Raw genomic sequence first — 14,346 nt, forward strand, 5'->3', positions numbered from 1 at the left:
GGAGCACAACCAGGTGGCCAAGGTAGATGTCTCGACGACTTCGGACGTGGACCCCGAGGCAGCCTGGAAGCTCGCTTCCGATCTGCAGCGCTTCGACGAGTGGATGACGATTTTCGCCGGCTGGCGCGGCAAGGTGCCCGACAACATCGAGAAGGGCACCTGTGTCTCGTCGTGTGTCAAGGTCAAGGGCTTCCGCAATGTCATCCACTGGGAAGTCACCGAGTATGACGAGCCGAAATCCATTGAACTGCAAGGCCGCGGCCGCGGCGGGATCCGCATCACCGTCGCGATGAAGGTGACCCCGCAGGATCCGGGTTCGACCTTCGACCTCACCGCCGACCTCAGCGGCGGCGTACTCAGCGGGCCGGTCGGCAAAGTCGTGGCGCGAGTGCTGCGCTCCGATGTGCGCAAGTCGGTGCAGAACCTCGCCGACCTGCGTTAGCCCGCCCGCCGCGGCGCTTCGTCGAATCGCATCTCGCGTTCCGCGGCGCGTACCCGCCGCCGTTCCATACTGAGCCAGGACAACCCAGCGCTCAGGATCAGCATTCCGCTGCTGGCGGCGCCGATTCCGATACCGATCTTGCCCAGCGCGAACGCCGCCACCGACCCCACGAACGCCAGAACCGCGCCGGTCATCACCACCAGTCCGGGTGCGCGTTCCACGTTGTCTTCGAAGTCATCCAGCGCCCGCATCGAGTCGTGCGGTTGCCCGCCCACGGCGTAGCGTGCGGCGTCGTCCATGAGCATCTCCTCTGCAGCAACTTGCAGCGGTCGTCCCGATCGACCGAGTTGGAGCCCGTCGGGAATTTACCCGGAATGCCGCTGGCACAAACGGTTCGGCCTACCGTCGGGGCAGTAACCGGCGTACCGGGCGGGTCTCGATGGCGTTGATCGTCAGAGCTCGACTACTGATCCGCCAACCGGTGTCAGTGAGTTCGTATTCGTCGTCGTAGCGCAGATGCCATACGGCGTCGATCACCTCCTCAGCCCGCCGGCTCCAGTGGTGCGCCACGCACGCGATCCGGCCACGCGCGGCTCCGCTGCGTGGGCCCGGGTCGTAGACCTCACCGACGATGGCGTGCTCGGTGCGGGCCACGTGCGCAACGGCAGCCACCGCGTCCGCGATCGCGCTGTGGCCCCGATGCGAGCGGACCGGCCGCAGATTGCCCGGCGGGTCCGGCACCGTCAGTTCGGCATTCTCGGTGAAAAGCATTGTCACAGAATCGAATTCACGATCGTCGACATAGGCTGCATAGCGGTGCACCAGGTCGCTGAGGGCCGCGCGGTCGGTGGACACAGCACTCACGGCCCGATCTCGGCGCGCACCGCATCGAGCAGTGCCGCGGCGCGTTCGTCGGTGAAGACGTCCTCCAACAGCATCGGCCGGCCGTCCGGGCCGGTCAACGGAATCCGCCAGTTCGGGTACTCGTCGGTGGTGCCCGGCTGGTTCTGCGTACGCCGGTCACCGACCGCGTCGGTCAGGGCCACCCCGAGCAGCCGTGACGGAGTGCGGCACAGGTAGCGGTACAAGGCCAGGATCAACTGCTCGGGCCGATCCTCAGCGTCGGCGAGGACACCGACGCGGCGCAGTTCGGCCAGCCAGGCCGCCCGCTCCGTCGCCGCGTGCTCCAACTCGGCCGCCACCGGCCGGGTCAGCAATCCCAGGTCCTCCCGCAGCCGCACGTGGTCGCCGGCCAGGTAACCGGCGGTCGGCGGCAGGTCATGGGTGGTGACCGCGGACAGGCAGTATTCCCGCCAGCGTTCGGCGGGCAGCGGGCCGCCGGAAGCATTTCCCTGCTCGAAGTCCTGCTCGAACCACAGGATCGAGGTGCCCAGCAGGCCGCGCAGTAATAAGTAGTCGCGCACCCAGGGCTCGACGGTGCCCAGATCCTCGCCGACCACGACCGCGCCGGCCCGGACAGCTTCCAGCGCGACGATGCCGATCATCGCCTCGTGGTCGTATCGCACGTAGGTCCCGCCGGTGGGCAGCGCACCGTCGGGGATCCACCACAACCGGAACAGCCCGATGATGTGGTCGATCCGGACGCCACCGGCGTGCCGCAACACCGCTCGGATCAGCGCACGGAACGGCCGGTACTCAGCCTGCTCGAGCCGGTCGGGGCGCCACGGCGGCTGCGACCAGTCCTGGCCGAGTTGATTGAACTCATCCGGCGGCGCGCCCGCGGTGACGCCCAGCGCCAGCACATCCTGCAGAGCCCAGGCGTCGGCACCGGTGGGGTGCACGCCGACCGCCAGGTCATGCATGACGCCCAGCGCCATCCCCGCACGCACGGCCTGCGACTGGGCGGCCGCGAGTTGCTCGTCCAATTGCCACTGCAGCCACCGGTGGAAGTCGACCGCTCGCTGGTTCTTCCTGACGAACTTGGCAACACCGCCGGCGTCGGGATGCTGCAGCGACTTCGGCCACCGACGCCAGTCCCCGCCGTGCACCTCCGCCAGCGCACACCAGGTCGCGAAGTCGTCCAGGGCCTGGCCTTCCCGGGCGCGAAACGCCGCGTAGGACAACTCGCGGCCCGCCGACCTCGGCACCGCATGCAGCAGTCGCAGCACCTCACACTTGGCGGCCCACGCTGTGTCGCGGTCGATGCGGTCGAGCTGATCGGCGCGCTGCTGCACGCGGTCGCGCAATTGGCGCACCCGGCGGCGCTTGGGCAGGTCGACGAACTCCGGGACGGCTTCGAGGCGCAGATAGAGCGGGTTGACGAAGCGCCGCGACGTGGGCAGGTAGGGGGAGGGCTCCATGGGTTCGGCGGTGGATCGTGGCGGCGCCGCCGCGTGCATGGGGTTGACCAGCACGTAGTCGGCGCCGTGCACGGTAGCCGACCAGAGCGCCAGGTCGGCCAGGTCGGTGAGGTCGCCCACACCCCACGACCGTCCGGACCGCACGCTGTACAGCTGAACGGCCAGCCCCCAGGCCCGCCGGCCGCCGAGGGCGTCGGGCAGCCCCACCCAGTCCGGTGTCACGATCAGGGCGGTGTCGGCCGATTCGTCGCCGGAACGCAGCTGCAACCGGTGGTAGCCCAGCGGAATGTCGCCCGGCAGCAGGAAACTGGCCTCACCGACCCAGCGGCCGTCCAGCTCGAACGGCGGCGTGAAGTTGTCGATCTGCACGATGCCGCTGTCCGCACCGGTGCGTCGGGTGCCGTCCTCGAGCTCCAACCACACGTCGGCGGGCGCGCCATGGGTCACATGCGCCCAGAATCGCGTCTGCGCCCCGGCGCGGGACACCACCGTCGGCGGCAGCGGCCGTTGCCAGTACGCCCGACGTTCGGAGATGAGGGACTGGTTGCGCTGCTGCTCGGTCCCGGCCGCGACGCCGAGCGCGGCAAGAACGGACACCACTGTGGTCTCGGAGACCAGCACCTGCCGGCCGGTCCAATCCTGATAACTCGTGGCGATGCCGTACCGCCGGGCGAGTTCGACGAGAGACGGCGCAAGCTCGGTCATGCCGGCAATCTTGCTACCCGCAGCTCGGACCGGGGAATCCGGCGGTGTGTGACTTAGCGCGCCGACTGGGCCATTCGCGGCTACCATGCCCAGAGAAGACACGATGAAACCGTGGGGGATCCAGCGCGGCCGCCGACGGCTCCCGCCGCCTGGCGAGGTCTCTACGGGTGCCCTACGGTTATCGATGTACTTGACCGCAAGGGCTCATATCCAGGGATTTTGACAACCGGAAGGTGATCGAACGTGGCTGAACATAGCCGCGGACAGCGGGGATCGGGATACGGTCTCGGATTGTCGACGCGGACCCAGGTAACGGGCTACCAATTCCTGGCGCGCCGCACCGCCATGGCGTTGACCCGGTGGCGGGTGCGCATGGAGATCGAGCCCGGTCGGCGTCAGACCCTGGCCGTCGTCGCGTCGGTCTCCGCGGCACTGGTCATCTGCCTGGGCGCCCTGCTGTACTCCTTCATCAGCCCGGCGGGCCAGATCAACGATGCCCCGATCATCGCCGACCGGGACTCCGGGGCGCTGTACGTCAAAGTGGGGGACCGGCTCTACCCGGCGCTGAACCTGGCGTCGGCACGACTGATCACCGGGCGCCCGGACAACCCGCACCTGGTCCGCAGCAGCCAGATCGCCAGCATGCCGCACGGACCGCTGGTCGGTATTCCCGGCGCTCCCACCGAGTTCGCGCCGAAGAACCCTCCCGCGTCGTCGTGGTTGGTGTGCGACACCGTGGGCGGCACGTCGGGTGGGATGGCTTCGCCGGGCGGGGTGACCGTGACGGTGATCGACGGAACGCCGGACATGAGCGGCCACCGTCGCATCCTCAGCGGATCGGACGCGGTGGTGCTCAGTTATGGCGGCAGCACCTGGGTGATCCGGGAAGGCCGCCGGTCCAAGATCGACGCCACCGACCGGTCGGTGCTGCTGCCACTCGGACTGACCCCGGAACAGGTGACGCAGGCGCGGCCGATGAGCCACGCGCTCTACGACGCGCTGCCGGTCGGACCGGAACTGCTGGTCCCCGAGGTGCCCAACGCGGGCGCCCAGCCGACCTTCCCCGGAGCGCCCGGTCCGGTCGGAACGATCCTCGTCACCCCGCAAATCAGTGGGCCACAACAGTATTCGCTGGTGCTGACCGACGGGGTGCAAACCCTGCCGCCGCTGGTGGCCCAGATCCTGCAGAACGCCGAGCGGCCGGGCAACACCAAGCCGGTGACGGTCGAACCGTCCGCGCTGGCCAAGATGCCGGTGGTGAACCGGTTGGACCTGTCCTCCTACCCGAACGATCCGCTGAACGTGCAGGACATCCGGGAGAACCCGTCCACCTGCTGGTGGTGGGAACGAACCACCGGTGAGAACCGCGCGCGGGTCCAGGTGGTCTCGGGGCCGACGCTGCCGATCAAGCCCAGCGAGATGAACCGGGTGGTCAACCTGGTGAAGGCGGACATGACCGGACGCGTGGCCGACCAGGTCTATTTCGGACCCAACTACGCGAACTTCGTGGCGGTCACCGGCAACAATCCCGGCGCCCAGACCACCGAGTCGTTGTGGTGGCTGACCAACGCGGGTGCGCGCTTCGGGGTGGACGACACCAAGGAAGCGCGCGAAGCGCTGGGTCTGACCCTGCAGCCGAGCCTGGCGCCGTGGGTGGCGCTGCGGCTGATGCCGCAAGGCCCGACATTGTCGCGCGCGGATGCTCTGGTGGAGCACGACACGCTACCGATGGATATGACCCCTGCAGAGTTGGTGGTACCGAAGTGAAACGTGGTTTTGCCCGACCGACACCGGAGAGACCGCCGGTCATCAAGCCGGAGAACATTGTTCTACCGACCCCGCTGAGCATTCCGCCGCCCGAGGGCAAGCCCTGGTGGCTGATCGTGGTCGGCGTGGTGGTGATCGGTCTGCTCGGCGGCATGGTCGCCATGACTTTCGCCAGCGGCTCACACGTGTTCGGCGGTGTCGGCTCGATCTTCCCGATCTTCATGGTCGGTGGAATGATGATGATGATGTTCGGCGGCCGGTTCGGCGGCCAGCAGCAGATGAGCCGGCCGAAACTGGACGCGATGCGCGCCCAGTTCATGCTGATGCTGGACATGCTGCGGGAGACCGCGCAGGAGTCGGCGGACAGCATGGACGCCAACTACCGCTGGTTCCACCCGGCACCCAACACGTTGTCCGCCGCGGTGGGGACGTCGCGCATGTGGGAGCGCAAGCCGGACGGTAAAGACCTCAACTTCGGGGTGGTCCGCGTCGGCGTCGGTATGACGCGACCCGAGGTCACCTGGGGTGAGCCGCAGAACATGCCCACCGACATCGAGCTGGAGCCGGTGACCGGTAAGGCGCTGCAGGAGTTCGGGCGCTACCAGAGCGTGGTCTACAACCTGCCGAAGATGATCTCGGTGCTGGTGGAACCCTGGTATGCGTTGGTCGGGGACCGCGAGCAGGTGCTCGGGCTGATGCGCTCGATCATCTGTCAACTGACCTTCTCGCACGGCCCCGACCACATGCAGTTCATCGTGGTCAGCTCGGACCTCGAGGAGTGGGACTGGGTCAAGTGGCTGCCGCACTTCGGCGACTCCCGGCGCCACGACGCCGCCGGCAACGCCCGGATGGTGTACAGCTCGGTGCGCGAGTTCGCCGCCGAGCAGGCCGAATTGTTCGCCGGGCGTGGGTCTTTCACACCTCGGCACGCCAGTTCCTCGGCGCAGACGCCGACCCCGCACCACGTGATCATCGCCGACGTCGACGACCCGCAGTGGGAGTACGTGATCAGCGCCGAGGGTGTCGACGGCGTGACGTTCTTCGACCTGACCGGCTCGTCGATGTGGACCGGGGTTCCTGAGCGCAAGCTGCAGTTCGACGAAATCGGCGTGATCGAGGCGCTGCCCCGCGACCGTGACACCTGGATGGTGATCGACGACAAGCCGTGGTTCTTCGCGCTGACCGACCAGATCAGCACCGCCGAAGCCGAAGAGTTCAGTCAGAAGCTGGCCCAGTGGCGACTCGCCGAGGCCTACGAGGAGATCGGCCAGCGGGTCGCCCACATCGGCGCCCGGGACATCTTGTCCTACTACGGGATCAACGATCCTTCCGCGATCGACTTCGAGGATCTGTGGGGCAGCCGCACGGACACGATGGGCCGCTCCAGGTTGCGGGCGCCGTTCGGCAACCGCTCCGACAACGGCGAGCTGCTGTTCCTGGACATGAAGTCGCTGGACGAAGGCGGCGACGGCCCGCACGGCGTCATGTCGGGTACGACGGGTTCGGGTAAGTCGACGCTGGTGCGCACGGTGATCGAGTCGCTGATGCTCGGTCACCCGCCGGAGGAACTGCAGTTCGTGCTGGCCGACCTCAAGGGTGGATCGGCCGTGAAGCCGTTCGCCGGGGTGCCGCACGTGTCGCGCATCATCACCGACCTGGAAGAAGACCAGGCGCTGATGGAGCGCTTCCTGGACGCGCTGTGGGGCGAGATCGCGCGTCGCAAGGCGATCTGTGACAGCGCCGGAGTGGACGACGCCAAGGAATACAACTCCGTGCGGACCAGGATGCGGGCACGCGGCCAGGACATGGCGCCGCTGCCGATGCTGGTGGTCGTCATCGACGAGTTCTACGAGTGGTTCCGGATCATGCCGACCGCCGTCGACGTGCTCGACTCGATCGGCCGACAGGGCCGCGCCTACTGGATCCACCTGATGATGGCGTCCCAGACGATCGAGAGCCGCGCCGAGAAGCTGATGGAGAACATGGGCTACCGGCTGGTGCTGAAAGCCCGTACCGCCGGCGCCGCGCAGGCGGCAGGTGTGCCCAACGCGGTGAACCTGCCGGCGCAGGCCGGGCTGGGCTACTTCCGTAAGAGCCTGGAAGACATCATCCGGTTCCAGGCCGAGTTCCTGTGGCGCGACTACTTCCGCATCTCCAGCGTCGACGGCGAGGAAGCTCCGGTGCTGGTGCACAGCATCGACTACGTGCGCCCGCAACTGTTCACCAACTCGTTCACGCCGATGGAAGTCAGCGTCGGCGGTCCGACCGTCGAGCCTGACCTGCCCGCCCTGACCAACGGTGAGGTCGTCGAGGAGGAGGAAGAGGCGATCCGTACGCCGAAGGTCGGCACGGTGATCATCGATCAGCTGCGCAAGATCAAGTTCGAGCCGTACCGGTTGTGGCAGCCGCCGCTGACCCAGCCGATCGCCATCGACGAACTGGTCAACCGCTTCCTCGGGCACCCGTGGAACAAGGACTACGGCTCGGCCAGGAATTTGGTGTTCCCGATCGGGATCATCGACCGGCCGTTCAAGCACGACCAGCCGCCGTGGACGGTCGACACCTCCGGGCCGGGCTCCAACGTCCTGATCCTGGGCGCCGGCGGTTCCGGCAAGACCACCGCGTTGCAGACGTTGATCTGCTCGGCGGCGCTGACCCACACACCCGAGCAGGTGCAGTTCTACTGCCTGGCCTACAGCAGCACCGCGTTGACCACGGTGGCCCAGCTGCCGCACGTGGGCGAGGTCGCCGGTCCCACCGATCCCTACGGTGTCCGCCGTACGGTCGCTGAGCTGTTGGCGTTGGTGCGCGAACGCAAGCGCAGCTTCCTGGAGTACGGCATCGCGTCGATGGAGATGTTCCGGCGCCGCAAGTTCGGCGGGGAAGCCGGTCCGGTGCCCAACGACGGGTTCGGTGACGTCTACCTGGTCATCGACAACTACCGTGCCCTGGCCGAGGAAAACGAGGTGTTGATCGACCAGGTCAACGTGATCATCAACCAGGGTCCCTCGTTCGGTGTGCACGTGATCGTCACCGCCGACCGCGAATCGGAGCTGCGGCCCCCGGTGCGCAGTGGTTTCGGCTCGCGTGTCGAACTGCGGTTGGCCGCCGTCGAGGACGCCAAGCTGGTGCGTTCCCGGTTCGCCAAGGACGTCCCGGTCAAGCCGGGGCGCGGCATGGTTGCGGTCAACTACGTGCGACTCGACAGCGACCCGCAGGCCGGCCTGCACACCCTGGTGGCCCGCCCGTCGTTGTCCAGCACCGCCGACAATGTGTTCGAGAGCGACAGTGTGGTCGCCGCGGTCAGCCGGCTCACCACGGCGGTGGCACCCCCGGTACGGCGACTGCCGGCGCGGTTCGGTGTGGAACAGGTCCGCGAGCTTGCGGCGCGGGACACCCGTCAGGGCGTCGGTGCCGGCGGAATCGCCTGGGCCATTTCCGAATTGGACCTGCAGCCGGTCTACCTCAACTTCGCCGAGAACTCGCACCTCATGGTGACCGGTCGACGCGAATGTGGGCGGACCACGACGCTGGCCACCATCATGTCCGAAATCGGCCGGTTGTACGCGCCCGGTGCCACCAGCGCACCGCCCCCGCCGCCCGGACGCAAATCCGCGCAGGTGTGGTTGATCGACCCGCGCCGGCAACTGCTGACCACGCTGGGATCGGACTACGTGGAGAAATTCGCCTACAACCTCGACGGCGTGGTCGCGATGATGGGTGAGCTGTCGGCGGCATTGGCGGGGCGGGAACCACCGCCGGGTCTGTCCGCCGAGGAGCTGCTGTCGCGGTCATGGTGGAGCGGTCCGGAGATTTTCCTGATCGTCGACGACATCCAGCAGCTGCCCCCCGGCTTCGACTCGCCGCTGCACAAGGTGGTGCCGTTCGTGAACCGGGCCGCCGACGTCGGTCTGCACGTGATCGTCACCCGCACCTTCGGCGGTTGGTCGTCGGCAGGCAGCGACCCGATGCTCCGAGGTCTGCATCAGGCCAATGCGCCGCTGCTGGTGATGGACGCCGACCCGGACGAAGGCTTCATCCGGGGCAAGATGAAGGGTGGTCCGTTGCCCCGCGGTCGAGGCCTGCTGATGGCCGAGGACACCGGCACCTTCGTGCAGGTCGCAGCCACCGAGGTGCGCAAGTAACACGGGCCCTGCCGCTGCGGTGGCGCCGGTTGACGGCCGGCGCCACGCAGCGGCATTGTCCTTTCTGGCCCTGTCATCTGTTGAATGCGAAGAGCGACGAGCGCGCTGCACACAGCTCGTCGAGCACCGGGACGGTCACGGCTACTGCGAAACTGTGCAGCGAACGGCGAAGTGCCGCAGAGGTCTTCGCGAAAAGGTCACGCCACGTTGGGGACAACGTGGCGTGACGTCGACAACCAGGTTAACTAGCCGGCTGCCGGTGGTCTGGTCATGAATTTGAGTCGGTGTCCGTAGGCGGGGGTCTTACGGCCGTTGCCGGCGTTGACGAACTGGCCGACGGGGCCGGTCCCGGGCACGTTGCCGGCACTGCCTTCGGCCGCAGCGGGAATCGCGGTGGCCTTGCTGATCGCTGTCGCGCCGGCGGTGCTCGGTGCGGTTGCCGTGGTCCAGCCGGCCGGGGCCGATAACTTGCCGATCGGGACCGCTTTACCCAGACTCGCGGCCACGCCGCCGACGCCGCTGCGCGCGGCCGCTCCGGCGGCCTGGGTAGCTTTTGCGGCTTCCTTGGCGGCGTCGGCAGACAGCGTATTCGCAACAGTGGCGACCTTCGCGAAGCCCGCTGCGTCGTCTCCGAACCACAGCGTGCTCTGGTTCAACAATGCCCACGAATTGATGTAGGGCGACAGGTATTTCGTGTAGAGCGGGACGATGTCGTCGAGGGGAGTGTTGGCGGCGATCCAGCTGTCGATCGCGGCGCCCTGGCCGTTGAGTGGGGACGACAGTGTCTGCAGCACATCGCCGAGACGCGGCGCTATGTGCGATCCCAGGTTGTTGAGTTGGCTTTCCACCGCCTGGCCCGCGCTCTTGAGGGCCGCAACGGCCTGGTCGGCCAGTCCGGTGGGATCGGTGACCTCGGCGGGCTGGGGCAACTCGGTCAACTCGGTGGCGGCCGCGGAACTCCCCGCATAGCTGTACATCGCCCCGGCGTCCTGGGCCCAGAACTCCGCGTACGCCGCCTCGGTGGCCATGATGGCCGGAGTATTGATCCCCAGGAAGTTGGTGGCCACCAACGCCCCCAGCAACGCCCGGTTGGCCGCTATGACCGGCGGCGGGATCGTGGCGGTGAACGCCGCTTCGTAGGCCGCCGCAGCGGTGAATGCCTGACCGGCGGCCTGCTCGGCTTCCGCCGCGCCGCTGTCCAGCCAGGCGATGAACGGTGTCACCGCCGCGACCAGCGATTCCGCGGCCGGCCCGACCCACGGCCCACCGGTCAGTTCCACGATCACCGACCGGTGGCCGTGCGCGACGGAGGCCATCTCAGCTGCCAGGACGCTCCACGCTGCCGCGGCGGCCAGCATGGGCCCCGAACCGGCCCCGGTATACATCCGCCCGGAATTGATCTCGGGCGGCAACAAGCCGAAGTCGAACATCGGTGTCTGTTCCCCCTGATGCCCGATGACCGCTAGCCGGCGGCCGGGGGCTTGGCCATCACCGAGGGCTTGAACCCATATGTCGGCTGATTGCGCCCGTAGCCACCGTTGACGAACTGCCCGAACGGCGGAGCCATCGGGAAGCTGTTGGCGCCCTGAGCACCCGCCGGAACTGCCGAGGCCACCCCCGGATTCAGCGTGGCATGCCACGGCGTCCAACTCGCCGGCGCCGACAACCCGCCCAGCGGCACCGCCTTGCCCAGGCCCGCAGCCACCCCGCCCAGCTTGCCCGCAGCACCGGCCGCAGCCTGTCCAGCACCTGCCGCAGCCTGCCCCGCGCCGGTCGCAGCCTCGGCAGCCTTGCTAGCCGCGGAGGCGGCGTCCTTGCTGAGGGTGTTGCCGAAACTGAGGAGGCCCGAAAGACCACTGCTGTTCTGGCCGACGGATTGGACCACCTGAATCGAAGCCGCTACCGAGTTGATGTACGGCGACAGGTACTTCTGGTACAGCGGCACAATGTCATCCAGCGGCGTGTTGGCCATCAGCCAGGCATCGATGGCCGGGCCGTTACCGTTGAGCGGCGACGACAACGTCTTGAGCACATCGCCGACCCGGGGATTCACGTAAGCACCCACATTGTTGAGCTGGGTCTGGATGGCCGAACCCTGGGCCTTGACCGCGGCGATCGCCTGATCGACGGGCCCGGTCAGCGGATCAGTCACCTCTGCCGGCGCCACCGGTTCGGCGAGCTGGGTAGCCGCCGCGGTGCTGCCGGCATAGGTGTACATCGCCCCGGCGTCCTGGGCCCAGAACTCGCCGTACTGGGCCTCCAACTGCGCAATAGCGGCGCTGTTCTGCCCGAAAATGTTCGTCGCGGTCAACGCCTGCACCAACGCCCGGTTCGCCGCGATCATGGGTGGCGGCACCGACGCCGTCAATGCCGTCTCGTAGGCGTTAGCCGCCGCACCGGCCTGACCTGCCGTCTGTCCCGCCTGCTCGGCACTGTTGGTCAACCACATGATGAACGGCGAAACCGCCGCCGCCACCTGTGCTGAGGCTGGACCGGTCCACGGACCACTGGTCAACGTCTCGATCACCGATCGATGACCCGTCGCCGCCGCTGCCAAGTCCGCCGCCAAACCCTGCCACGCCGTCGCCGCGGCAATCAGCGAAGCCGGACCCGGACCTGCAAAAATTCGCGCCGAATTGATCTCCGGCGGCAACAATCCATAATCCACCACGATGCCCCTGCCCCTGGTCTCTGATACCCGTCTACAGCCCCGCTGCGACGTTGGCCGCCTCGGTGTCCGCGTACGACACCCCATTGGTGGCCAGCGTCGCCGCCAACTGCGCCTGAATCCGCGATGCCTGTGCACTCAACTCCGCAAACCGCTGACCGTGCGTGGCGAACTGCGCTGCCGTCAGCACCGACACCTCGTCGATTGCAGCGGGCAACACCGTCGTGATGGGCCCGGCAGCCGCCGCAGTCCCGGCGTTGAACGCCGCACCCAGCGACTGCAAATTGCTGGCTGCAGCGACCAGGTGCTCGGGATAGGTACGAACAAAAGACATCAGATTCCTCCGGCGTGGCTTGATTTTCGGATTGAGCGCAACACCCCGATGTGCTGCGACTGCCTCGGTCGGCGTCCCACCGCTTTAACAAAAGTCGCGAATTTTATCAGGTCATCTGAAGATCTGGTAGCTATCTCAGTTGACTCACATGAACCACATTAGATTGGCAGCTGCTCTGCAGGAACCGAAGACGCCGACTGTTCACTAGGTGCCGAGTTATGTTCAGCGTGCGTTCAACCCGTGGTTGCCCGTGCCGGTCTGTGAACTGGGCAAATACCATGCAGGGGCAGGCGCTGCCCGATGACCCGAGGATCGGTCCGCAATCTATGTATTCGCTATGTTTCAGGCTGCTCTCCAGTATTTCTATGAACGCTCATAGAAAGGAGCGTCGCTGGGGGAGACGCCGGATACCGGGATAACCACCCCGCTCAGTCCCACTGCAACGGCAGCGACATGAGCGCGAACGTCTTCGATGGAAATGCGATCTGCGGCGAATAATCAGCCGGTAGGCCGAAGTCCGGGATCCTCCTGAGCCACTCTGCGACGACGACCGTCAGTTCCATCCGCGCGAGGTGGGAGCCCAGACAGCGATGTGGTCCGCCGCCGAAACCCCAGTGCCGGTGCAGCTTGCCGTCCATGACCAGCTCGTCGGTGGACGTCACATCGCTGCCGTCGCGGTTGACCGCGGCCATACACAGCCGGACCTGCGCACCTGGTGGCAGGGTCATGCCACCGACGTGGACGAATGTGGTGGTGATCCGGGGCGCCACCGGTGCCGCAGGCTCGAGCCGGACGATCTCCTCGACGAAATGTCGGGTCTGCCGCGGATCGTCACGGATCTGGGCACGCAACAGCGGCCTGCGGGCGAGTTCGAGCAGAGCGAAACCAATGGCCGCCGTCACTGTGTCCAGACCGGCGAGGATCAGCAGGTGACTCATGCCCAGCAGTTCGAGGTCGGTGAGGCCGGCCGGGTCGGTCATGATGTGGGACAACATGTCGGAGCCAGGATGTTGCCGGCGCTGTTGAATCGCGTCGCTGAGATAGCCGAACAGGTTGATCTGCCCCTTTTCCATCTCGGCCAGGGACAGGTAGGCCTGGTCGCCGGTGATGGCGTCTTTCCAGTTGATCAGCCGGTCCCGGTCCTCGAGGGGCAGCCCATAGAGGTCGAGAAACACCTGGAATGGGTAGAGACGTGCCAGCTCGGCCATCGCGTCGCAGCCACCGCGGTCGGCGAGCGCGCCGATCATGTCGGCTGCATGGCGGGCCAGCACGGGTAAGGATTTGCCCAGCGCGTGCGGGCTGAAATAGGGCTGCAGGATCTTGCGGTAGTGGGTGTGTTGCGGCGGGTCGAACGCGAGCGGGAGTACCGGGAGGGGATTGGTCGGCGGCTGCAGCACCCGCGACGAAAAGACCTCGGGATTGCGTAGCGCGGCCAGCACATCCTCGCGTCGAGTCAGGTAATAGTGGCCGTTCATGAAGACCACCGGGCCCGCCCCCCGCAGGACCCGCCAGCCCACCCCGCGATCCGCGGCCAGTGGCAGTGACGAGTATTCGAGCCTGGGCAGGTGGAAATCACCGGCGTGGTAGGCGTCCGGGGGGCTCACGCCGGGAAACCTACCAACGTGGTCGCGTGCGGGGGCGTCCGGCGAGCCGATGGCTAGGCTGACTTCCGATGAGGATTCGTCTCGAACAGTCGAAATGTGCCGGGCACGCACAGTGCTACGCGGTGGACCCCGGGCTGTTCCCGATCGACGGGGCCGGCTACTCGATCCTGCAGGAGCACCAGGTCGCCGCACGAGACGAGCAAGTCGCCAGGGAAGGTGTCGACTCCTGCCCGGAAATGGCACTTGTGCTCGAGTCGGACTGAAACGCTCGCTACCCCTTTCGCCATTTTCCTGAACTGCGGTTTAACAACTAATTCGCGAAAATGAATATCTGGTGGACTGAACCGGGTGCCGCGGCGG

The 14,346-nt window shown here is 67.0% G+C and carries 11 protein-coding genes; 4 read left to right on the top strand and 7 right to left on the bottom strand.

The features are described from left to right. Window positions 1-13: 13 nt before the first annotated feature. The gene (locus ACZYZ9_RS06565) at window positions 14-442 is read left to right on the top strand and encodes a type II toxin-antitoxin system Rv0910 family toxin (protein ID WP_463825392.1); all 429 of its coding nucleotides are present in this window, start codon (window positions 14-16) and stop codon (window positions 440-442) included. Here ACZYZ9_RS06565 and ACZYZ9_RS06570 read toward each other — a convergent pair. The 3 genes from ACZYZ9_RS06570 to malQ form a co-directional block, all read right to left on the bottom strand. Further along, entirely contained in the window at window positions 439-741 is a 303-nt protein-coding gene (locus tag ACZYZ9_RS06570) for a hypothetical protein (RefSeq protein ID WP_463825393.1), read from the bottom strand. The genes ACZYZ9_RS06565 and ACZYZ9_RS06570 overlap by 4 nt on opposite strands. A gap of 100 nt (window positions 742-841) precedes the next feature. Then, complete coding sequence (locus ACZYZ9_RS06575; RefSeq protein ID WP_463825394.1) at window positions 842-1,306, bottom strand: nuclear transport factor 2 family protein; 465 nt, start codon at window positions 1,304-1,306, stop codon at window positions 842-844. Beyond that, window positions 1,303-3,468 carry a 4-alpha-glucanotransferase gene (malQ, locus tag ACZYZ9_RS06580; protein WP_463825395.1) on the bottom strand — a complete coding sequence of 722 codons (2,166 nt, stop codon included), beginning with the start codon at window positions 3,466-3,468 and terminating at the stop codon, window positions 1,303-1,305. Before malQ ends, ACZYZ9_RS06575 begins: the two co-directional genes overlap by 4 nt. A gap of 243 nt (window positions 3,469-3,711) precedes the next feature. On the opposite strand from malQ, the gene eccB reads away from it, so the two are divergent. Further along, the gene (gene eccB / locus ACZYZ9_RS06585) at window positions 3,712-5,235 is read left to right on the top strand and encodes a type VII secretion protein EccB (RefSeq protein ID WP_463825396.1); all 1,524 of its coding nucleotides are present in this window, start codon (window positions 3,712-3,714) and stop codon (window positions 5,233-5,235) included. Beyond that, on the top strand, window positions 5,232-9,380 hold the full coding sequence (eccCa, locus tag ACZYZ9_RS06590; RefSeq protein ID WP_463825397.1) for a type VII secretion protein EccCa: 4,149 nt from the start codon (window positions 5,232-5,234) through the stop codon (window positions 9,378-9,380). The genes eccB and eccCa overlap by 4 nt, the downstream gene beginning before the upstream one ends. Window positions 9,381-9,625: 245 nt before the next feature. Here the strand turns inward: eccCa and ACZYZ9_RS06595 are convergent, their stop codons facing one another. The 4 genes from ACZYZ9_RS06595 to ACZYZ9_RS06610 form a co-directional block, all read right to left on the bottom strand. Continuing rightward, complete coding sequence (locus ACZYZ9_RS06595; RefSeq protein ID WP_463825398.1) at window positions 9,626-10,810, bottom strand: PPE family protein; 1,185 nt, start codon at window positions 10,808-10,810, stop codon at window positions 9,626-9,628. Window positions 10,811-10,842: 32 nt separating this feature from the next. After that, entirely contained in the window at window positions 10,843-12,048 is a 1,206-nt protein-coding gene (locus tag ACZYZ9_RS06600; RefSeq protein ID WP_463825399.1) for a PPE family protein, read from the bottom strand. A gap of 34 nt (window positions 12,049-12,082) precedes the next feature. Then, on the bottom strand, window positions 12,083-12,382 hold the full coding sequence (locus ACZYZ9_RS06605; RefSeq protein ID WP_463825400.1) for a PE family protein: 300 nt from the start codon (window positions 12,380-12,382) through the stop codon (window positions 12,083-12,085). Window positions 12,383-12,810: 428 nt separating this feature from the next. Further along, entirely contained in the window at window positions 12,811-13,986 is a 1,176-nt protein-coding gene (locus ACZYZ9_RS06610) for a cytochrome P450 (RefSeq protein ID WP_463825401.1), read from the bottom strand. Window positions 13,987-14,054: 68 nt separating this feature from the next. On the opposite strand from ACZYZ9_RS06610, the gene ACZYZ9_RS06615 reads away from it, so the two are divergent. Next, entirely contained in the window at window positions 14,055-14,249 is a 195-nt protein-coding gene (locus tag ACZYZ9_RS06615; RefSeq protein WP_463825402.1) for a ferredoxin, read from the top strand. Window positions 14,250-14,346: the final 97 nt, after the last annotated feature.

The sequence above is a fragment of the Mycobacterium sp. IDUB_28 genome (assembly GCF_055419285.1).

What these genes read in the sequence shown, in the direction of transcription:
- ACZYZ9_RS06570 (WP_463825393.1), bottom strand. Translation starts at nt 741, where the DNA reads ATGGACGACGCCGCACGCTACGCCGTGGGCGGGCAACCGCACGACTCG.
- malQ (WP_463825395.1), bottom strand. Translation starts at nt 3,468, where the DNA reads ATGACCGAGCTTGCGCCGTCTCTCGTCGAACTCGCCCGGCGGTACGGC.
- ACZYZ9_RS06595 (WP_463825398.1), bottom strand. Translation starts at nt 10,810, where the DNA reads ATGTTCGACTTCGGCTTGTTGCCGCCCGAGATCAATTCCGGGCGGATG.
- ACZYZ9_RS06605 (WP_463825400.1), bottom strand. Translation starts at nt 12,382, where the DNA reads ATGTCTTTTGTTCGTACCTATCCCGAGCACCTGGTCGCTGCAGCCAGC.
- ACZYZ9_RS06615 (WP_463825402.1), top strand. Translation starts at nt 14,055, where the DNA reads ATGAGGATTCGTCTCGAACAGTCGAAATGTGCCGGGCACGCACAGTGC.